The organism is Streptomyces sp. NPDC048637 (assembly GCF_040650675.1).
Taxonomy (GTDB): Bacteria; Actinomycetota; Actinomycetes; order Streptomycetales; family Streptomycetaceae; genus Streptomyces.
Genome location: NZ_JBEZHQ010000020.1, coordinates 17,417 through 37,288, shown reverse-complemented (window position 1 = coordinate 37,288; position 19,872 = coordinate 17,417). Strand labels below are relative to the sequence as shown.

Annotated in this window: 18 protein-coding genes; 9 read left to right on the top strand and 9 right to left on the bottom strand. The window is 69.8% G+C overall.

Annotated features, from left to right (window positions below; all coding sequences use genetic code 11):
* Positions 1-10 precede the first annotated feature (10 nt).
* The 3 genes from AB0C46_RS23805 to AB0C46_RS23795 form a co-directional block, all read right to left on the bottom strand.
* Positions 11-949: a hypothetical protein gene (locus AB0C46_RS23805; RefSeq protein ID WP_362830120.1), complete on the bottom strand. Its 939-nt coding sequence runs from the start codon at positions 947-949 to the stop codon at positions 11-13.
* 163 nt (positions 950-1,112) lie between these two features.
* The gene (locus tag AB0C46_RS23800; protein ID WP_362830118.1) at positions 1,113-2,273 is read right to left on the bottom strand and encodes an LOG family protein; all 1,161 of its coding nucleotides are present in this window, start codon (positions 2,271-2,273) and stop codon (positions 1,113-1,115) included.
* A 1-nt stretch (position 2,274) separates the two neighbouring features.
* Complete coding sequence (locus AB0C46_RS23795) at positions 2,275-2,682, bottom strand: MarR family transcriptional regulator (RefSeq protein WP_362830117.1); 408 nt, start codon at positions 2,680-2,682, stop codon at positions 2,275-2,277.
* Between the two features lie 140 nt (positions 2,683-2,822).
* Between AB0C46_RS23795 and AB0C46_RS23790 the strand changes: the two genes are divergently transcribed.
* Entirely contained in the window at positions 2,823-3,251 is a 429-nt protein-coding gene (locus AB0C46_RS23790) for a Rid family hydrolase (protein WP_362830116.1), read from the top strand.
* Between the two features lie 191 nt (positions 3,252-3,442).
* Here AB0C46_RS23790 and AB0C46_RS23785 read toward each other — a convergent pair whose 3' ends face one another.
* The 4 genes from AB0C46_RS23785 to AB0C46_RS23770 form a co-directional block, all read right to left on the bottom strand.
* On the bottom strand, positions 3,443-4,624 hold the full coding sequence (locus AB0C46_RS23785; protein ID WP_362830115.1) for a hypothetical protein: 1,182 nt from the start codon (positions 4,622-4,624) through the stop codon (positions 3,443-3,445).
* Entirely contained in the window at positions 4,606-5,346 is a 741-nt protein-coding gene (locus tag AB0C46_RS23780; RefSeq protein ID WP_362830114.1) for an ATP-binding cassette domain-containing protein, read from the bottom strand. The genes AB0C46_RS23785 and AB0C46_RS23780 overlap by 19 nt, the downstream gene beginning before the upstream one ends.
* 214 nt (positions 5,347-5,560) lie before the next feature.
* Positions 5,561-6,922, bottom strand: a complete 1,362-nt coding sequence (locus AB0C46_RS23775) for an aspartate aminotransferase family protein (RefSeq protein ID WP_362830112.1) — start codon at positions 6,920-6,922, stop codon at positions 5,561-5,563.
* Between the two features lie 2 nt (positions 6,923-6,924).
* Entirely contained in the window at positions 6,925-7,419 is a 495-nt protein-coding gene (locus tag AB0C46_RS23770) for an Lrp/AsnC family transcriptional regulator (protein WP_088800306.1), read from the bottom strand.
* Positions 7,420-7,589: 170 nt separating this feature from the next.
* Between AB0C46_RS23770 and AB0C46_RS23765 the strand changes: the two genes are divergently transcribed.
* Both AB0C46_RS23765 and AB0C46_RS23760 read left to right on the top strand, forming a co-directional pair.
* Positions 7,590-9,044, top strand: a complete 1,455-nt coding sequence (locus tag AB0C46_RS23765; protein WP_362830111.1) for a gamma-aminobutyraldehyde dehydrogenase — start codon at positions 7,590-7,592, stop codon at positions 9,042-9,044.
* Between the two features lie 146 nt (positions 9,045-9,190).
* Positions 9,191-10,372, top strand: coding sequence for a spermidine/putrescine ABC transporter substrate-binding protein (locus AB0C46_RS23760; RefSeq protein ID WP_362830110.1), 1,182 nt, complete (start codon positions 9,191-9,193; stop codon positions 10,370-10,372).
* A 163-nt stretch (positions 10,373-10,535) separates the two neighbouring features.
* On the opposite strand, the gene AB0C46_RS23755 is transcribed toward AB0C46_RS23760, so the two are convergent.
* Positions 10,536-11,609 carry an adenosine deaminase gene (locus AB0C46_RS23755; protein ID WP_362830109.1) on the bottom strand — a complete coding sequence of 358 codons (1,074 nt, stop codon included), beginning with the start codon at positions 11,607-11,609 and terminating at the stop codon, positions 10,536-10,538.
* Positions 11,610-11,679: 70 nt separating this feature from the next.
* Positions 11,680-12,303: an NADAR family protein gene (locus tag AB0C46_RS23750; RefSeq protein WP_362830107.1), complete on the bottom strand. Its 624-nt coding sequence runs from the start codon at positions 12,301-12,303 to the stop codon at positions 11,680-11,682.
* Positions 12,304-12,504: 201 nt separating this feature from the next.
* Here AB0C46_RS23750 and AB0C46_RS23745 point away from each other — a divergent pair, with 201 nt between their 5' ends.
* The 6 genes from AB0C46_RS23745 to AB0C46_RS23720 all read left to right on the top strand — a co-directional run bounded on the left by AB0C46_RS23745 (position 12,505) and on the right by AB0C46_RS23720 (position 19,841).
* Positions 12,505-14,034: a gamma-aminobutyraldehyde dehydrogenase gene (locus AB0C46_RS23745; protein WP_362830106.1), complete on the top strand. Its 1,530-nt coding sequence runs from the start codon at positions 12,505-12,507 to the stop codon at positions 14,032-14,034.
* Between the two features lie 132 nt (positions 14,035-14,166).
* Entirely contained in the window at positions 14,167-15,414 is a 1,248-nt protein-coding gene (locus tag AB0C46_RS23740; RefSeq protein ID WP_362830105.1) for a spermidine/putrescine ABC transporter substrate-binding protein, read from the top strand.
* 59 nt (positions 15,415-15,473) lie between these two features.
* Positions 15,474-16,637, top strand: a complete 1,164-nt coding sequence (locus AB0C46_RS23735; RefSeq protein WP_362830104.1) for an ABC transporter ATP-binding protein — start codon at positions 15,474-15,476, stop codon at positions 16,635-16,637.
* Positions 16,634-17,572, top strand: a complete 939-nt coding sequence (locus AB0C46_RS23730) for an ABC transporter permease (protein ID WP_362830103.1) — start codon at positions 16,634-16,636, stop codon at positions 17,570-17,572. The genes AB0C46_RS23735 and AB0C46_RS23730 overlap by 4 nt, the downstream gene beginning before the upstream one ends.
* A complete protein-coding gene (locus tag AB0C46_RS23725) occupies positions 17,572-18,417 on the top strand; it encodes an ABC transporter permease (protein ID WP_362830102.1) in 846 nt (281 codons plus the stop codon). Before AB0C46_RS23730 ends, AB0C46_RS23725 begins: the two co-directional genes overlap by 1 nt.
* Positions 18,418-18,437: 20 nt before the next feature.
* Positions 18,438-19,841, top strand: coding sequence for an FAD-dependent oxidoreductase (locus tag AB0C46_RS23720; protein WP_362830222.1), 1,404 nt, complete (start codon positions 18,438-18,440; stop codon positions 19,839-19,841).
* The last annotated feature ends 31 nt before the right edge of the window (positions 19,842-19,872 follow it).

Here is a 19,872-nt window from a genome sequence, read left to right as displayed (position 1 = left end):
GGCGGCGGCCTCAGCGGGCCGCGGCCTCCGTGGGCAGCTCGTCGGCCTCCGATGACCCGGCCTGAGGTGCGCCGGGCTCCGGCTCCGGCTCGCCGAACCAGGCGACCGCGACAGCGCCGGCCACCGCCACCACGAAGCCGAGGACCGCGACCCAGGCGAAGCCCGGACGGGAGGAGTCACCCAGCCACAGCACCCCGAGAATGCCGGGGACCACCGTCTCGCCCACCACCAGCGCCGCCGTGGCGCCGTTCACCGAGCCGATCTGCAGGGCGACGGTGTGCAGGTACATGCCCCCGATACCGGCGACGAGAATCGCGTAGAGAGCGGGGTCGCCGAGCAGGGACGGCAGGTGGAAGGGTTCCACACCGTTCAGCACCCGTACGCCCACACCGAGCGCGCCGAACCCCAGCCCGGAGAGCAGACCCGCCAGGATCGCGGCCCGTCCGCCGAGCAGCCGCACGATCAGTGTGCCGCCGCCGATGAGCACGAGGGAGGCGACGAGCAGCCACCAGTGTGTGGCGATCGGTGTGTGGCCGCTGCCCTCCGGCCCGGCGGCCGTGGCCAGCAGCACCAGTGCCGAGCAGACCACCGCGATGGACGACCACTCCGCCCGGTTGAGCCGGATACCGAGGAGCTTGATGCTCAGTACGGCCGTGATCACGAGATTGGCGCTGATCACCGTCTGGGAGAGGAACAGCGGCAGCATCCGGGCCGCCAGCGCGCCGAGCCCGAACCCCACGAAGTCCAGCACTGTGCCCACCATGAATTCCCAGGTCACGGCCGCCTTCGCGGTCGACGACAGGCTGGGTCCGCCATGCTGGGTGACACCGGTGTCGGAGGACGCGGCCGCCTCCCGGCGGGCGGACTTGCGGGAGCCCACCGCCTGCAGGACCGATCCCGTGCCGTAGCAGGCCGACGCCGCCACGGCCGTCAGAAGGCCGATGATCACCAAGAGCTCCGTTCGCCTGCTGTCTGCATTACCTGTTCATTACCTTCCTGGCAGACGTGCATTTCGGGGCGGGAGTTGCCTCCGGTGGCAAACACGTCGAGTCGCCGAACGGCGGGGAAGTGGCGGGCCTTCGGCACGGGGGAGACGGAGGGCGGCGGCCGGGTCAGGAAAGCGCCTGGGAGCGGAGGCGGGCCAGCGCGTCCGGGGCGTCGTCCACCGAGTCGACCAGGGCGATCCGGGCCGCCATGGGCCGGTCCGCGGCGAGCGCCTGGAGCAGCGGCCAGGTGGGGAGCTTCTCGGTCCAGTGCGCGCGGTTCACCAGCACCATCGGGGTCGGCTCGCCCCGCGACCCGTAGTAGTTCGGGGTCGCGTTGTCGAAGATCTCCTGGACGGTCCCGGCCGCGCCCGGCAGGAACACGACGCCGGCACGGGAGCGCGCCAGCAGGCCGTCCTCACGCACCGCGTTGACGAAGTACTTCGCTATGTGGGATGCGAAGGCGTTCGGCGGCTCATGGCCGTAGAACCAGGTGGGGATGCCGACCGAGGTGCCGCCGCCCGGCCGGCTGCGCCGTATCTCGAAGGCGGCCTGTGCCCAGTCCGTGACGGACGGGGTGAAGTGCGGCGTCTTGGCGAGGAGTTCCAGCGCCGAGTCGAGCATCTCGTCCTCGAAGGGCGCGGCGTACGCCCCGAGGTTCGCCGCCTCCATCGCGCCGGGGCCGCCACCGGTCGCGACGGTCAGCCCGTCGCGGGTGAGCCGGCGGCCGAGCCGGGCCGCGCCCGCGTAGGCCGCGGAGCCGCGCTCCAGGGCGTGGCCGCCCATGATGCCCACCACCTGGGCACCGGCGAGGTGTTCGTCCAGGGCGTCGGAGACGGCGTCGTCGTGGATGCTGCGCAGCATGGAGGCGAAGATGTCGCCGTCCGACTTGGTCTCCTGGTACCAGCCGTAGGTGCGGGCGTCCGGGGTGGCGTCGAAGCCGGCGTCGGCCAGCCCCTCGAAGAGCTCGTCCGGGCCGTAGAGGACGCCCCGGTACGGATCGAACGGCAGGCCCGGTACGGGAGGAAAGACCAGAGCGCCACCGGCGCGTATCTTGGCGGCGGCGTCCGGCTCCATGACGCAGCCGAGGAACACCGACTCCGTGGTGTCCGCGCTGAGCAGCGCGAAGGTACGGTCCGTCAGATCGACCGACTGGACGCGATGTCCGGCGAGACTGCCCGAGGCGACCACCCGGTCGAACTCCTCGAGGGACTCGATCTCACGGTCGTCGTGGTCGTGGTGGGCGTGGCGGGGTGCTGGGGGCTGTGAATTCGACTGCACGTCCGTCATGTTAGGACCGCAGTGTCGCCACCAGGGGGCCGAGGTGTCCGTCCGCGGCCGCCGCGTCGAGTGCGTCGCGCAGCGCACCGTCGTAGGTCGGGCGCGCCTGCTGCTGTACTTCCCTGCCCTCGTCCGTGATCACGCTGTACACACCGCGCCGGTCATCGGGGCACAGGTCGCGGCGGGTCAGCCCGGACGACTCCAGGCGGGAGGCCAGCCGGCTCACGGAGCTCTGGTTGAGGCCGATGAGGTCGGCGAGCTCCTGCATCCGCAGCTCACCGTCGTCCGACTCGGCCAGCCTGGCCAGCGCGCGGTACTCGGACAGGCCGATGCTGTGATGCTGCTGCAGGGCTTTCGCCAGCTCCTGCTCGACGCGTGTGTGCAGCGTTCCGAGCAGGTCCCAGTGCTCCGCGTCCATCGCCCTCTGCCTTCTTCTGCCTCTTTGCCGTGTGTCGCTGGGCTCTTGACAGGAGCGTACATGCAACAGAAACTTGTGTATGTGCATGCAAGTGATTGCCGGGTGGGTGACGTGTGCGCAGGGAATCGAGGGGGAGAGCGATGACGATGTCGGTGGACGTTGCCGCCGAGGGACAGGGGCGGCGGGGGATCGAGCAGATCGCCACGACGCCCGACTGGTACGAGCCGTACAAGATCTCGCAGGCCGTCAGGGCGGGCGGACTGATCCATGTCTCGGGCCAGGTGGGTGTCGACGAACAGGGCCGGACCGTCGCCGACGACTTCCTGACGCAAGGGCGTCAGGCGTTCGCGAATGTCGAGCGGGTGCTCGCCGCAGGGGGTGCCGTGCTCGCCGATGTGGTGAAGGTGGGCCTCTTCGTCACCGACATGGCTGCCGACCTCGGCCATGTCAGCACGCTGCGCGAGGAGTTCCTGTCCGCGCCCTATCCCGCGGAGACGCCCGTGGAAGTGTCCTCGCTGGCTCAGCCGGAGTGGCGGATAGAGGTGGAGGTCACGGCGCTCGCGCGCTGAGGCGTCGCCCCCGCCCGCACCGGACCGCGCGGTGGTGCGGCCAGGGGGCGCCGGGGGTGCCCAGGCCTGTTGGTGCCGCGGACTGTTGCGGAGTCCGGGGCGGACCCGCCGCCCGACGGTGGCGCGGTCGGCATGCCGCGCCGCCGTCGGGCGGCGCCGTCAGGTGGACGGACCGCCCTGCGCCAACACCCTCAATGCACCAGCGGAAGTGTGGCCATTTCCGCGACGGTCCAGGTCAGGGGGGCCAGGACGATGACCAGAGCCAGGAAGCGCAGGGCTGCGGCGCGGTGGAGGACGGAGGCGGACGCACCCAGGCGGCGGAGGGCTGCCGTGGTGTGGGCGCGGGCCGAGCGGGATTCCAGCGCGGCGGTGAGCGCGCTGGCGGTGACACAGGCGAGGACGACCGCCGCGCCGACGGCGGTGAGCGGTCCGAATGGACGGGAGGAAGAGGCTTCGTACACCTTCACGGCGGCATACGCGGCGGAGCCGACCGCACACAGCACCCCGAGCGGGCGGCCGAGACGGTGCGACTCCTCCTGGAGCACGCGCCCGGACAGCAGACGCAGTGCGCCGGGACGGCCGACGCAGAGCAGCCGGCCGCACAGATGCACCAGACCGGGGCCGGCCAGCACGAGACCGAAGGCCGACAGTGCCCAGCCGGCGAGTACCCCAGGGGGGCTGCCGACCAGCCGGCCGGGCAGCGGCAGCAGTCCGCCGGTGGCGTGGGCGCCGCGGCTGGTGTACGCCTCGATCGCCAGGCCGGCCGCGGCCAGGGCGATGCCCCACGGGAGACCGGAGGGCGGGGCGGTCCTGGGGCGGTTCCCGGTCTCGGGCGAGCCGGACTCGTCGCGGGGGCGCAGGGAGACGGCGGTCGCGGCGGCAGCGGTCAGCGGCACGGTCGCCAGCAGCATGAGGGCGCCGACGAGCGGCACCGGGTGGCCGGCACCGAGCAGGTCGGCGTCGATACCGAGGGAGGACGGGCGGCCGAGGTGGCCAAGACCGTCCAGGTCGCCGCGGAGCCGGAGGAACAGGAGCAGGGCCAGCAGGACGCCGAGGAAGCAGGTCAGTGCGGTGGAGGCGGTGGCGAGCAGGGTGAGACGGAGCGGGCCCAGACCGGCGGCGGTCATCCCGCGCTGGAGGCGGGCGGCGGGGTCCGTACGGGCCGTGGACACCGCGAACTGGGCGGTGGCGGCGAGCGGGGCCGCACACCACAGCAGGCGCACCAACGACTCGTCGGCCGCGGACGGGTGGCCGGCGGCGTGGCCGAGGGTGGAGAGCAGGAGGAAGCCGGTGCCGGCCGCCGCGGCGGTGACGGAGAGGCGGCGCAGCAGGACGAGGGGGTGAGAGCCGCGGGCTAGACGGAGAGCGAGCACGCTGCCCTGCTTTCCTCATCGGAGGAGCCGTCGGTGGCGGGCGCGCCGCTCGACTGGTGGCCGTCGAGGAGCGCGAGGGACCGGTCGGCGAGCGTGGCGACTTCGGGGTCATGGGTGGCCAGGACCACGGTGATCTGGTGCGAGCGGGCCGCGGTGGTGAGGGTGCGCAGCACCTGCGTGCCGTCGGCGCGGTGCAGCGGGGCGGTCGGCTCGTCGGCGAACAGCACCTGGGGGGTGGTGGCGAGCGCACGGGCGATGGCGATGCGTTGGCGCTGGGACTGGTCGAGCTGCGCGGGGCGGCGGCTCGCGCACATGCCGACGTCGAGGCGGTCCAGCCATTCGATGGCGGTGTGCTTGGCGGAGCGGGTCCCGGTGCCGCGGAGCAGGAGGGGGAGAGCGGCGTTCTCCCAGGCGGTGAGTTCGGCGACGAGGTGCGGTTGGGTGTCGATCCAGCCGAACCGGTCCAGGCGCAGCCGTTCGCGGCTGGGGGAGGAGAGGGTGTGCACGGGGGCGCTGTTGAACCAGACCTCGCCCTCGGCCGGGACGAGTTGACCGGAGAGACATTTCAGGAGGGTGGTCTTGCCGCTGCCACGCGGGCCGGTGACGGCGAGGATCTCGCCTTCGCGGACGCCGACGGAGACTCCGGCGAGGGCGGAGGTGCCGCCGTACGCGTGGTGCAGGCCGCGGGCCCAGAGAACGTCGTTGTCAGGCGGGGCCACCATCTGCGCACCTCTTGTTGTAGGCGTCGAATCGTTCCCCCGACCGGGTGAACGACCATGGAGGGTATCGGTCACAAGCACGGTAAGGATTGGTGACCCCCGGTATTCGTCGCTTGGCAGCACAACGGCCCAGATTCACTCGTATGGCTTGAAGTGAGTGAATCTGAGCCGCTGGATACTCAATTGTGTACGTGTGGACCGGGAGGTGCCGTGAGGGTCAGAGCTTGGTCCAGGCCTCGGTGAGGACCGTGCGCAGAATCTGCTCGATCTCGTCGAAGACCGACTGGTCGGCGATCAGCGGCGGGGCGAGCTGGATGACCGGGTCGCCACGGTCGTCGGCGCGGCAGTAGAGACCGTTGTCGTACAGCGCCTTGGAGAGGAAGCCGTACAGGACGCGCTCGGTCTCCTCCTCGTTGAAGGACTCCTTGGTGGTCTTGTCCTTGACGAGCTCGATGCCGTAGAAGAAGCCGTTGCCGCGGACGTCGCCGACGATCGGCAGGTCGTGCAGCTTCTGCAGGGTGCTCAGGAAGTTGCCCTCGTTGTCGAGGACGTGCTTGTTGAGGCCCTCGCGCTCGAAGATGTCGAGGTTGGCGACACCGACGGCCGCGGAGACCGGGTGGCCGCCGAAGGTGTAGCCGTGCAGGAAGGTGTTGTCGCCCTTGTAGAACGGCTCGGCCAGGCGGTCGGAGATGATGCAGGCGCCGATCGGGGAGTAGCCCGAGGTCATGCCCTTGGCGCAGGTGATCATGTCCGGGATGTAGCCGAACTTGTCGCAGGCGAACGTCGTGCCGAGGCGGCCGAAGGCGCAGATGACCTCGTCGGAGACGAGCAGCACGTCGTACTGGTCGCAGATCTCGCGGACCCGCTGGAAGTAGCCGGGGGGCGGCGGGAAGCAGCCACCGGCGTTCTGCACCGGCTCCAGGAAGACCGCGGCGACGGTCTCCGGGCCCTCGAAGAGGATCTGCTGCTCGATCTGGTCGGCGGCCCAGCGGCCGAAGGCCTCGGGGTCGTCGCCGTGGATCGGGGCGCGGTAGATGTTGGTGTTCGGAACCTTGTGCGCGCCGGGGACCAGCGGCTCGAAGGGGGCCTTCAGACCCGGCAGGCCGGTGATGGACAGGGCGCCCTGCGGGGTGCCGTGGTAGGCCACCGCGCGGGATATCACCTTGTGCTTCATCGGCTTGCCGACGAGCTTGAAGTACTGCTTGGCCAGCTTCCAGGCGGTCTCGACGGCCTCGCCGCCACCGGTGGTGAAGAAGACCTTGTTGAGGTCGCCGGGGGCCTCGTTGGCCAGCCGCTCGGCAAGCTCCACGGCCTTGGGGTGGGCGTAGGACCACACGGGGAAGAAGGCCAGCTCCTGCGCCTGCTTGTAGGCGGTCTCGGCGAGCTCGACCCGGCCGTGGCCGGCGTTGACCACGAACAGGCCGGCGAGGCCGTCGATGTAGCGCTTGCCCTTGTCGTCGTAGATGTTGGTGCCCTCACCGCGCACGATCGTGGGCACGGGGGCATTCTCGTACGACGACATGCGGGTGAAGTGCATCCACAGGTGGTCGTAAGCCGTCTTGGAGAGGTCGCCGCTCATTGCTATCTCGTTCCCCAGGTGTAGGTCTGCTTCCGGAGCTTGAGGTACACGAAGCTCTCGGTGGATCGGACGCCGGGAAGCGTGCGGATCCGCTTGTTGATCATTTCCAGAAGGTGGTCGTCGTCCTCGCAGACGATCTCGATGAGGAGATCGAAGGAGCCTGCCGTCATGACGACGTACTCGACCTCTTCCATGGTCGTCAGGGCATCGGCCACGGGGTCGAGGTCACCTTCGACGTTGATGCCGACCATTGCCTGCCGCCGGAAACCGACCGTGAGGGGGTCGGTGACCGCGACGATCTGCATCACGCCTTGGTCGAGCAGTTTTTGTACGCGCTGGCGTACCGCCGCTTCGGACAGGCCGACGGCCTTGCCGATCGCGGCGTACGGACGGCGCCCGTCCTCCTGGAGCTGCTCGATGATCGCCAGGGAGACGGAGTCGATCGACGGGGTTCCGGTTCTGTCATGACTGTTTCGAGAGGCCGCCACGCCGTTCACTGTGCACGAGCCTCGCCCGTCTTGCAACCCTAAGACGATGAAATTAGTCGTGTCGCGATCGATATTTCACTGATTCCGTTGTTCCTGGGTGGCGGGTGTGTTGAAAACGTGGGTTCCATGGCTAGGGTGGATGTCCAAACCACCAGACTTCTGACTGAAGGGGGCGCACAGTGACCACCGCACTGCGTCGTCTGCGCAACTACATCGACGGGGAGTTCCGGGACGCCGCCGACGGGCGGACCACGGAGGTGGTCAATCCCGCGACGGGTGAGGCGTACGCCACCGCCCCTCTTTCGGCCGCCGCCGACGTGGACGCGGCCATGGCTGCCGCCGAGGCCGCCTTCCCCGCCTGGCGCGACCTGATCCCGGCCGAGCGCCAGAAGGTCCTGCTGAAGATCGCTGACCGCTTCGAGGAGCGGGCGGAGGAGCTGATCGCCGCCGAGTCGGAGAACTGCGGCAAGCCGATCGCGCTCGTACGGTCCGAGGAAATCCCGCCGATGGTGGACCAGATCCGCTTCTTCGCGGGTGCCGCCCGGATGCTGGAGGGCCGCGCGTCCGGCGAGTACATGGAGGGCTTCACCTCCATCATCCGCCGCGAGCCGGTCGGCGTCTGCGCCCAGGTCGCGCCGTGGAACTACCCGATGATGATGGCCGTGTGGAAGTTCGCCCCGGCGCTGGCCGCGGGCAACACCGTCGTCATCAAGCCGTCCGACACCACCCCGGCCTCCACGGTACTGATCGCCGACATCATCGGCAGCGTGCTGGACGAACTGGGCCACTCCCGCGGTGTGTTCAACGTCATCTGCGGTGACCGCGAGACCGGCCGGCTGATGGTCGAGCACAAGGTCCCGGCGATGGCCTCGATCACCGGCTCCGTGCGGGCCGGTATGCAGGTCGCCGAGTCCGCGTCCAAGGACCTCAAGCGGGTCCACCTGGAGCTGGGCGGCAAGGCGCCGGTCGTCGTCTTCGAGGACACCGACATCCCCAAGGCCGTCGAGGACATCTCGGTCGCCGGCTACTTCAACGCCGGCCAGGACTGTACGGCCGCCACCCGCGTCCTGGTCCACGAGTCCATCCACGACGAGTTCGTCTCCGCGCTGGCCAAGGCCGCCGCGGAGACCAAGACCGGCGCGGTCGACGACGAGGACGTGCTCTACGGCCCGCTGAACAACGCCAACCAGCTCAAGCAGGTCAAGGGCTTCATCGAGCGGCTGCCCGCGCACGCCAAGATCGAGGCGGGCGGCGAACAGGTCGGCGACAAGGGCTACTTCTTCGCCCCGACCGTCGTCTCGGGCCTCCAGCAGGACGACGAGATCGTCCAGCAGGAGGTCTTCGGCCCGGTCATCACCGTCCAGTCCTTCAGCGACGAGAAGCAGGCCGTGGAGTGGGCCAACGGCGTCGAGTACGCCCTGGCATCCTCGGTGTGGACCAAGGACCACGCCCGCGCCATGCGGATGTCCAAGAGCCTCGACTTCGGCTGTGTGTGGATCAACACCCACATCCCGCTGGTCGCCGAGATGCCGCACGGCGGATTCAAGAAGTCCGGCTACGGCAAGGACCTTTCGGCCTACGGCTTCGACGACTACACCCGGATCAAGCACGTGATGACCTCGCTGGACGGCTGAGCCGACCGGCCGGCCGGACCGGCTGAGGCGGGGATCCCCGCCGTCGGGCGGCACGGAAACGCTCGACACACCGTCGCGGGCGGAGGCCCGGCAACTGACGCTCTGTCGCTTGCCGCCTCCGCCCGCGGCACGTGAGAGTGCTCGCCATGGCTGATCTTTCGCGGCGGGCGCTGCTCCGGGGTATGGGCGGTTTGGGTGTGACGGGGGCGCTGGCCGCCATGACCGGCTGCGGGGTGCCGCCGGCCTACGTCGAGGCGGCGGACCGCGGAGGGCCGGACCGTTCGGCCCGGGACCGGAAGCTCGTCTTCGCCAACTGGCCGCTCTATATCGACGTCGATGACCACCACAAGCAGCGCCGACCCACCCTGGACGCCTTCGAGCGGCGCACCGGGATCTCCGTCACGTACACCGAGGAGATCAACGACAACGACGAGTTCTTCGGCAAGATCAGCCCGGCGCTGATGAACCACCAGAGCACCGGCCGCGATCTGATCGTCATCAGCGACTGGATGTGCGCCCGGTTCGTCCGGCTGGGCTGGGTGCAGGAGATGGACCGCGCCGCCCAGCCGCACGTCGCCCGGCATCTCGACCCGCTGCTGCGCACCCCGCACTTCGACCCCGGCCGCAAGCACTCCGTGCCCTGGCAGTCCGGGATCACCGGTATCGCCTACAACCGGAAGAAGCTCGGCCGGGAGATCCAGCACACCGCCGACCTGTGGAAGGACGATCTGCGCGGCCGGGTCACCCTGCTCTCCGGGCTCGATGAGTCATTCGCCATGCTCATGCAGGGCAACGGGGTGGACATTACCCGCTGGACGGCCGACGACTTCCACCGGATGACCGACCAGATCCGCCGTCTCGTGAGCAAGGGCCACATCAGGCGGTTCACCGGCAACGACTACATAAAGGACCTGGACTCCGGGGATGTGCTCGCCGCACAGGCCTACTCGGGCGATGTGATCCAGCTCCAGGCGGACAACCCGGACATCGAGTTCGTGGTGCCGCAGGAGGGCGCGGAGCTCTGGGCGGAGAGCCTGCTGATCCCCAACCTCGCCGAGCACAAGCGCAGCGCCGAGCGGCTGATCGACTACTACTACCGCCCGGAGGTCGCCGCGGACCTGGCCGCCTGGGTCAACTATGTCTGCCCCGTACCGGCGGCGCGTGAGGTCCTCGCCTCCTCCAAGGACAAGGACCGCGCCGCACTCGCCGAGGACCCGCTGATCTTCCCCGACGAGGCGATGCGCAAGCGGCTGGTCATCGCCCGCGACATCACATCGAAGGAACGGACCGCATTCGCCAAGGAGTGGAACGCGATCGTGGGGTTGTGAGGGTGGGGCGGTAGGGGAGGCGGAGGAGGCACAGGGGTGCCCGGCGGCCGTACGGGCACCCCGGGGAGCCCGTTCGGCCCCCGTCCCCGGCCCCGGCCACGGCGCGGGCCCGGCGGGGCGGCGGCCGGGGCAGCGGACGGTCAGGACTCCACGGCCTCCGTCGCTAGCCGCGCCAGGACGCCGTGTAGGTGTCGATCTCGGCCGTCAGCCGGGCCTTGGCGGTGGTGTCCATGAAGGACGCGGTGACGGCATTCCTGGCGAGCCCGGCCAGCCCCTCGGCGTCCAGCCCCAGGAGCCGGGCGGCGACGGCGTATTCGGTGTTGAGGTCCGTGCCGAACATCGGCGGGTCGTCGCTGTTGATGGTGACCAGCACACCCGCGTCGACCATCTCCTTGAGGGGGTGCTCCTCCAGGGTGCGCACCGCGCGGGTGGCGATGTTGGAGGTCGGGCAGACCTCCAGCGGAATGCGGTGCTCGGCGAGATGGGCCAGCAGCCGGGGATCCTGGGTGGCGCTGGTGCCATGGCCGATGCGCTCGGCGCGCAGCTCGTTGAGGGCGTCCCAGATCGTGCCGGGGCCGGTGGTTTCGCCGGCGTGGGGTACGGAGTGCAGACCGGCGGCGCGGGCGCGGTCGAAGTACGGCTTGAACTGCGGGCGCGGGACCCCGATCTCCGGGCCGCCGAGACCGAACGAGACCAGGCCCTCGGGCTGCAGGCCGCAGGCGATCCTGGCGGTCTCCTCCGCGGCCTCCAGGCCCGCCTCACCGGGAATGTCGAAGCACCAGCGCAGCACCACGCCCAGCTCCGACTCCGCGGCCTTGCGGGCGTCCTCGATGGCCTCGACGAACGCGGCGTCGGGGATACCGCGGCTGGTCGAGCTGAAGGGGGTGAGGGTCAGCTCGGCGTAGCGGATCTGCTGCCGTGCCATGTCCCGGGCGACCTCGTACGTCAGCAGCCGGACGTCCTCGGCATCGCGGATCAGGTCCACGACGGAGAGATAGACCTCGATGAAGTGCGCGAAGTCGCGGAAGGTGAAGTAGTCGACCAGCGCTTCGGGGTCGGAGGGGACGGCGGAGTCGGGGTGCCGCGCCGCCAGTTCGGCGACGATGCGCGGTGAGGCCGATCCGACGTGGTGGACGTGCAGCTCCGCCTTGGGCAGGCCCGCGATGAAGGCATCGAGATCGGACAACGGTTCCTCCTGGTCAAAGGGTGCGCCGGGTGCGCGGAACGGCCCGGCCATGCTAGGGGGTGGCGGCCGGGGGCGCGGGCCCGCGGACTTCTCCCGCGCCCGGCCGGCCCCACGGCCTGTCCTACGACGCCGCTCCGGCCGCTTCGCGCAGCCGCTGCCGGGCCGCCATCAGCGCGAAGCCCAGCAGATTCAGACCCCGCCAGCGCGCCGGGTCCGCGGCCCGCTCGTCGTCGCCGGCGAGGCCGATGCCCCATATCCGGTCCACCGGACTGGCCTCGACCAGCACCCGCGAGTTCGTACCGAGCAGGTACTCCCGCAGCGCGGCGTCCTGGCCGAACTTGTGGACGCTGCCCTCGACGACCAGGTCGAAGCGGTGCCGCTGCCAGGTCTCCTCGTCGAAGCCGCGGACCCGGCGCCCGGCGTCCTTGGCCTGCTTGGGGTGGGACGCCGCCAGCGCGAGCCGCTCGGCCTCCGCATCGTCGAACAGCCGGGCCTTGCCGGCCATCATCCAGTGCTCCGCGGTGGCATACCTGACCCCGTCGACGGTGAAGGGGGAGCGCCACCACTGGCTGAAGCAGCTCACGCCCAGGCTGCCGTCACGCCGCGGGCTGTGACCCCAGAAATGGACGTATTTGAGGCGCTTGCCGGTGGCGGTCACCCTGCGCAGCTCCTCGACCGAGCGGGGGCCGTCCGCGACCGGCCCGGCCGCGTCCCCCGTGGTGATCCCCGTGCTGTCGTGCATCATGCCGGGATTCTGTCAGCGGGCACTGACAACGTGTCGGGGCACCTGGGCGTGAAATCGCAGAATCCGTCGCGTAACCAAAAGGCAACAACGGAATCCCTTGTTGAGGCTCCTCTCCTCTGTCAAGATCAGCCATCGATTCCGGAAATAGCTACGCCAGGCAGTGCCGCTGAGCGGCCCCGGCGCCCGGCGGAGGAGAGCACCATGGATCACCGATTCGATGTCACCGAGCGGTTCGCCGAGGGCGCGCAATTCATTGCAGGGAGTCTCCGCGGCGGCAGTTCCGGCCGTACCCAGGACGTCGTGGACCCGGCGACCGGAGAGACGGTGTACTCGTATGAACTCGCGGGGACGGCGGATGTCGACGCGGCCGTGGAGGCCGCCCGGCAGGCGTTCCCGGAGTGGGGCGGTGCCACCCCGGGGGAGCGTTCCGACACCCTGCACCGTTTCGCCGCCGCGCTCACCGAGGACGCCGCCGATCTCGCCTACGCGGAATCGCTGAACTGCGGAAAGCCGATCAAGCTCAGCAACGAGTTCGACGTACCGGGCTCGATCGACAACGCCGCCTTCTTCGCGGGCGCCGCCCGCCATCTGGAGGGCAAGGCGGCCGGCGAATACAGCGCCGACCACACCTCCGTCATCCGCCGTGAGCCCCTCGGCGTCGTCGGCTCCATCGCACCGTGGAACTACCCGCTGCAGATGGCCGCCTGGAAGGTGCTGCCGGCCATCGCCGCGGGCAACACCATCGTCCTCAAGCCGGCCGAGATCACCCCGTTCACCTCGCTGCTGTTCGCCCAGGCCGCCCAGCGCGCCGGTCTGCCCGACGGGGTGCTCAACATCGTCTCCGGGGCGGGCCGGGACGCCGGTGAGCGCCTCGTCGGCCACCCGTCCGTCGCGATGACCTCCTTCACCGGCTCGACCGCCGTCGGCAAGCGCGTCGCCGAGATCGCCACCGGCACGGTCAAGCGGCTGCACCTCGAACTCGGCGGCAAGGCCCCCTTCGTGGTCTTCGACGACGCGGACCTGGAGGCCGCCGTCCATGGCGCGGTCGCCGGATCGCTGATCAACACCGGCCAGGACTGCACCGCCGCCACCCGCGCCTACGTCCAGCGCCCGCTCTACGACGCCTTCGTCAGCGGTGTCGCCGACCTGATGGCGACCGTACGGCTCGGTGACCCCTTCGACCCGTCCACCGACCTGGGCCCGCTGATCTCGCACGCCCAGCGCGACCGGGTGGCCGGCTTCGTCGACCGGGCGCGCGGCTACGCCACCGTCGTCACCGGCGGCGAGGCACCCGCCTTCGGCAACAACAGTGAACTGGCCAAGGGCGCCTACTACCGGCCGACGCTGATCGCCGGGGCCGCGCAGGACAGCGAGATCGTGCAGTCCGAGATCTTCGGTCCGGTGCTGGTCGTGCTGCCCTTCGACAGCGACGACGAGGGCATCGCGCTGGCCAACGACACCCCCTACGGGCTGGCCGCCTCCGCCTGGAGCCGGGACGTCTACCGCACCGGCCGTGCCACCCGCGAGATCAACGCGGGCTGTGTCTGGGTCAACGACCACATCCCGATCATCAGCGAGATGCCGCACGGCGGCGCCAAGGCATCCGGCTTCGGCAAGGACATGTCGGCCTACTCCTTCGAGGAGTACACCCAGGTCAAGCACGTCATGTACGACAACACCGCGGTCGTGCGGAAGGACTGGCACCGCACGATCTTCGGGGACCGCACGTAAGGGACGTTCCCCCGCCCAGCACCACCGAGCCCCCCACCGGGCCCACCCCATGGGCCCACCCAGCGGCCAGTGCCGCGCGGCATCGTCACCACCGGCCGAGCGCCGGGCTCACCCCTCGAAAGGGCACTGCGCATGGAGCACCACGAGCAGCCCGAACCCCTGTCCCCGGTCGAACTCACCGCCATGCGCCAGAGCCTGACCGACGGCCGGCTCGCCATGACCCGCCGCTCCCTGCTGCGCGCGAGCGGTGCCATGGCGGCCACGGTCGGCGGCCTCGGTGCCCTGTCGGCCTGCGGTATCCCGCCCGCGGGCCGTACGGACGCCGGCCGTTCCGCGGACCACTCCGGGGCGGAGAAGCGGATCAGCTTCTCCAACTGGACCGAGTACATGGACGTCAGCGACGACGGCAAGCACCGGCCGACCCTGGAGCACTTCACCAAGCGCACCGGCATCGCCGTCAAATACACCGAGGACATCAACGACAACGACGAGTTCTTCGGCAAGATCCAGGCCCAGCTCGCGGCGGGCCAGGACACCGGCCGGGATCTGATCGTGCTCACCGACTGGATGTGCGCGCGGATGATCTCCCTCGGCTGGATCGAGTCGCTGGACCCGGCCAACCTGCCGCACGCCTACGCCAACCTCTCGCCGCAGTTCCGCAGCCCCGCCTGGGACCCGGGCCGCGCACACTCCTACCCCTGGCAGGGCATCCCGGCGATCATCGCGTACAACAAGAAGGCCACCGGGGGCCGCAAGGTCGACTCGATCGGCCAGCTGCTGGAGGACCCCAAGCTCAAGGGCCGGGTCGGCTTCCTCTCCGAGATGCGCGACAGCGTCGGCCTGACCCTCCTGGACATGGGCAAACGGCCCGAGGACTGCACCGCGGACGACTTCGACGCGGCCATCGCCCGGATCCAGAAGGGCGTGGACTCCCAGCAGATCCGCCGCTTCACCGGCAACGACTACACCACCGACCTGGACAAGGGCGACCTCGCCGCCTGTGTGGCCTGGGCGGGCGACGTCGTCCAGCTCCAGAACGACAACCCGGACATCGGCTTCGCCGTCCCCAAGGCCGGCTACATGACGTCCAGCGACAACCTCATGGTGCCGAACAAGGCCCGCCACAAGCAGAACGCCGAACGGCTCATCGACTACTTCTACGAGCCGAAGGTGGCGGCGAAGATCGCGGCGTACATCAACTACGTCTGCCCCGTGGACGGCGTACGCGAGGAACTCGCCAAGATCGACAAGAAGGCGGCCGACAACCCGCTGATCATTCCGGACAAGGAGATGGCCGAGCGGTCCCACTCCTTCCGGGCCCTGTCCGCCAAGGAGAACAAGGCGTTCACGCAGAAGTTCTCCGACCTCACCGGCGCCTGATCCCCCACCGCCCAGGCCTGCCCGAGCCGTTCTGCCCTCCGACCCACGGGACGACCGACATGACCCACACCGCGACCCCCCAGAGCAGCGGCGGCGACGTCCGCCTCCACGGGATCAGCAAAACCTACGGCTCCTTCACCGCCGTCCATCCGCTCGACCTGACCGTCCCCGCGGGCTCTTTCTTCGCGCTCCTGGGCGCCTCGGGCTGCGGCAAGACGACCACCCTGCGCATGATCGCCGGGCTGGAGGAGCCCACCACCGGCACCGTCGAGCTGTCCGGCCAGGACGTCACCGTCCTGCCGCCGTACAAGCGCCAGGTCAACACCGTCTTCCAGAACTACGCGCTCTTCCCGCACCTGGACATCTACGAGAACGTCGCCTTCGGTCTGCGCCGCCGCGGCATCAAGTCCGTGAAGAAGCAGGTCGAGGAGATGCTCGACCTGGTCCAGCTCGGCCCGATGGCGCGCCGCAAGCCGCAGCAGCTCTCCGGCGGCCAGCAGCAGCGGGTCGCGGTCGCCCGCGCGCTGATCAACCACCCGCAGGTGCTGCTGCTCGACGAGCCGCTCGGCGCCCTCGACCTCAAGCTCCGCCGTCAGATGCAGCTGGAGCTCAAGCGCATCCAGACCGAGGTCGGCATCACCTTCGTGCATGTCACCCACGACCAGGAGGAGGCCATGACGATGGCCGACACCGTGGCCGTGATGAACGGCGGCCGGGTCGAACAGCTCGGCGCCCCCGCCGACCTCTACGAGAACCCCGCCACCACCTTCGTCGCCAACTTCCTGGGCACCTCCAACCTCATCGAGGCCGAGGTCGTCGAGGCCGGCGGTGAGGAGCTGCTCCTCAAGGCCGCGGACACCACGCTGCGGCTGCCCGCCGCACGGTGCAGCGCCTCGGCCCGTACGGGCGAGAAGGTGCTGGCCGGCGTACGGCCCGAGAAGGTCTCCCTGACGCACGCCGACGACGCCGGCTCGATCACCGACGGCCGCAACCGGCTGCCCGGCCGCATCAAGGACGCCAGCTTCATCGGTGTCTCCACCCAGTACGTCGTCGTGGTGCCGGGACTGGGTGAACTCGCCGTCTACGAGCAGAACGTCGAGCGCGACGGGCGCCTCGTCCCCGGCGCCGACATCGCCCTGCACTGGAGCCCGGCGCACACCTTCGGCCTCGACGCCGCACAGGACATCCAGGCCGGCGCGGACCTCGACGAGGAGGCCGCGTGACCACCACCGAGACGCCCGCGCCACCGGACGGACAGGCCGGCACCGCACCCCTGGAGGTGCGCAAGACCCCCGCCCGCAAACGGCTCGTCCCCTACTGGCTGCTGCTGCCCGGCATCCTGTGGCTGATCGTCTTCTTCGCCGCCCCGCTCGTCTACCAGGCGTCGACCTCGATCCAGACCGGCTCCCTCGAAGAGGGCTTCAAGGTCACCTGGCACTTCGCGACGTACTGGGACGCGCTCGGCGAATACTGGCCGCAGTTCGTCCGCTCCGTGGCCTACGCCGCCACCGCCACCGCGCTCTGTCTGCTCCTGGGCTACCCGCTGGCCTACCTCATCGCCTTCAAGGCCGGCCGCTGGCGCAATGTCGTGATGATCCTGGTCATCGCCCCGTTCTTCACCAGCTTCCTGATCCGTACGCTCGCCTGGAAGACGATCCTGGCCGACGGCGGACCGGTCGTCGGCCTGCTGAACTCGCTGCACGTCCTGGACGTCACCAGCTGGCTGGGCCTCACCGAAGGACAGCGGGTGCTGGCCACCCCGCTCGCGGTGGTCTGCGGACTGACCTACAACTTCCTGCCGTTCATGGTGCTGCCGCTCTACACCTCGCTGGAGCGCATCGACCCCCGCCTCCACGAGGCCGCCGGGGACCTCTACGCCCGCCCGGTCACCACCTTCCGCCGGGTGACCTTCCCGCTGTCGATGCCCGGAGTCGTCGCCGGCACCCTGCTCACCTTCATCCCGGCCGCCGGTGACTACATCAACGCCGAACTGCTGGGCTCCACCGACCAGAAGATGATCGGCAACGTCATCCAGTCGCAGTTCCTGCGGGTCCTGGACTACCCGACCGCCGCCGCCCTCTCCTTCATCCTCATGGCGGCCATCCTCGCCATGGTCACGATCTACATCCGCAAGTCGGGGACGGAGGATCTGGTCTGATGGCCGTCCACGGGACCACCGAAGCCACCGCGGTCCGCACCCCGAACCGGGGACTGCGCTGGCTGCGCCGCAACATCATCGCGATAGCGGGCCTGTGCACGCTGGGCTATCTGATCCTGCCCAACATCGTCGTGATGGTGTTCTCCTTCAACAAGCCCAACGGCCGCTTCAATTACCAGTGGCAGCGCTTCTCCACGGACGCCTGGAGCGATCCGTGCGGCGTCGCCGACCTGTGCGGCTCGCTGGGCCTGAGCCTGCAGATCGCGCTGTGGGCCACCATCGGCGCGACCGTCCTCGGCACCATGATCGCGTTCGCGCTGGCCCGCTACCGCTTCCGGGCCCGCTCCGGCGTCAACACCCTGATCTTCCTGCCGATGGCGATGCCCGAGGTCGTCATGGCCGCCTCGCTGGCGACCCTCTTCCTCAACATGGGCATCCAGTTCGGCTTCTGGACGATCCTCATCGCGCACATCATGTTCTGCCTGAGCTTCGTCGTCACCGCCGTCAAGGCCCGGGTGATGAGCATGGACCCGCGTCTGGAACAGGCCGCCCAGGACCTCTACGCCTCACCCCTGCAGACCTTCCTGCGGGTGACCCTGCCGATCGCCGCCCCCGGCATCGCGGCCGGCGCGCTGCTGTCCTTCGCCCTGTCCTTCGACGACTTCATCATCACCAACTTCAACGCCGGCTCCACCGTGACCTTCCCCATGTTCGTCTGGGGATCGGCGCAGCGTGGCACGCCCGTTCAGATCAACGTCATCGGCACGGCGATGTTCCTGGTCGCCGTGTTGTGTGTAGTCGTCGGCCAGCTGGCCGGGGCCCGCAAGAGGAGCAAGAGGAGCTGAGAACCATGGCACGAGCTGCCATGACCCCGTCCGCCGCGCATGCGCTCGCGGACGCCGAACCCACCCCCTTCTGGCTGGCCGACCCGGGCCGGCCGGCCGCCCGGCCCGCCCTCGTCGGTGACGAGACCTGCGATCTGCTGGTCGTCGGCGGCGGCTATTCGGGACTGTGGACCGCGCTGATCGCCAAGGAACGCGACCCCGAGCGCGAGGTCGTTCTCGTCGAGGGTGCCGAGATCGGCTGGGCGGCCTCCGGACGCAACGGCGGCTTCTGTGCCGCCTCCCTCACCCATGGCCTCGGCAACGGCCTGGCCCGCTGGCCCGGTGAACTCGCCACCCTCGAAGAGCTCGGCATCCGCAACCTCGACGCCATCGAGGAGGCCGTCGCCCGCTACGGCATCGACTGCGCCTTCGAGCGCACCGGCGAGATCGACATCGCCACCGAGCCCCACCAGATCGCCGAACTCCAGGAGTTCGCCGAGGACGCCGCCAAAATCGGGCTGGACCGGCACACTTTCCTCGACGAGGACGAGCTGCGCGCCCAGGTCGACTCACCGACCTTCCGGGCCGGACTGTGGGACCGCAACGGCGTCGCCATGCTCAACCCGGCCCGTCTCGCCTGGGGCCTGAAGCAGGCCTGCCTCGGCCTCGGCGTCCGCATCTACGAGCGCACCCGCGCCACCGAACTCGCCTCCGACGGCACGGGCATGGCCGTCCGCACGCCCTACGGCCGGGTCTTCGCCCGCCATGTCGCGCTCGGCACCAACGCCTTCCCGTCACTGGTCAAGCGGATCCGCCCGTACATCGTCCCGGTCTACGACCACGCCCTGATGACCGAGCCGCTCTCGGAAGAACAGCTCGCCGCCATCGGCTGGAAGAACCGCCAGGGCCTCTCGGACTCCAACAACCACTTCCACTACTTCCGCATCACCGCCGACAATCGCATCCTGTGGGGCGGCTACGACATCGTCTACCGCTACGGCGGCGGCGTCCGGGCCGAGTACGACCACCACCCGGCCACGTACGAGAAGCTCGCCCGGCACTTCTTCCGCTGCTTCCCGCAGTTGGAGGGGCTGCGCTTCACCCACACCTGGGGCGGCGCCATCGACACCTGCTCCCGCTTCTCCGCGTTCTTCGGCACCGCCCACGCGGGCCGGGTCGCCTACGCCGCCGGCTACACCGGCCTCGGCGTGGGGTCCACCCGCTTCGGCGCCGAGGTGATGCTCGACCTGCTGTCCGGCGAGCGCACCGAGCGTACAGAGCTGGAGATGGTCCGCAGCAAGCCGCTGCCGTTCCCGCCGGAGCCGCTGCGCTGGGCCGGCATCGGGATCACCCAGTGGTCGATGACCCAGGCCGACGCCCGTGGCGGCCGCCGCAATCTGTGGCTGAAGGCCATGGACAAGGTGGGGCTGGGCTTCGACAGCTGACGCCCGACGCAGCGGACGGGCGGCCCGGAGC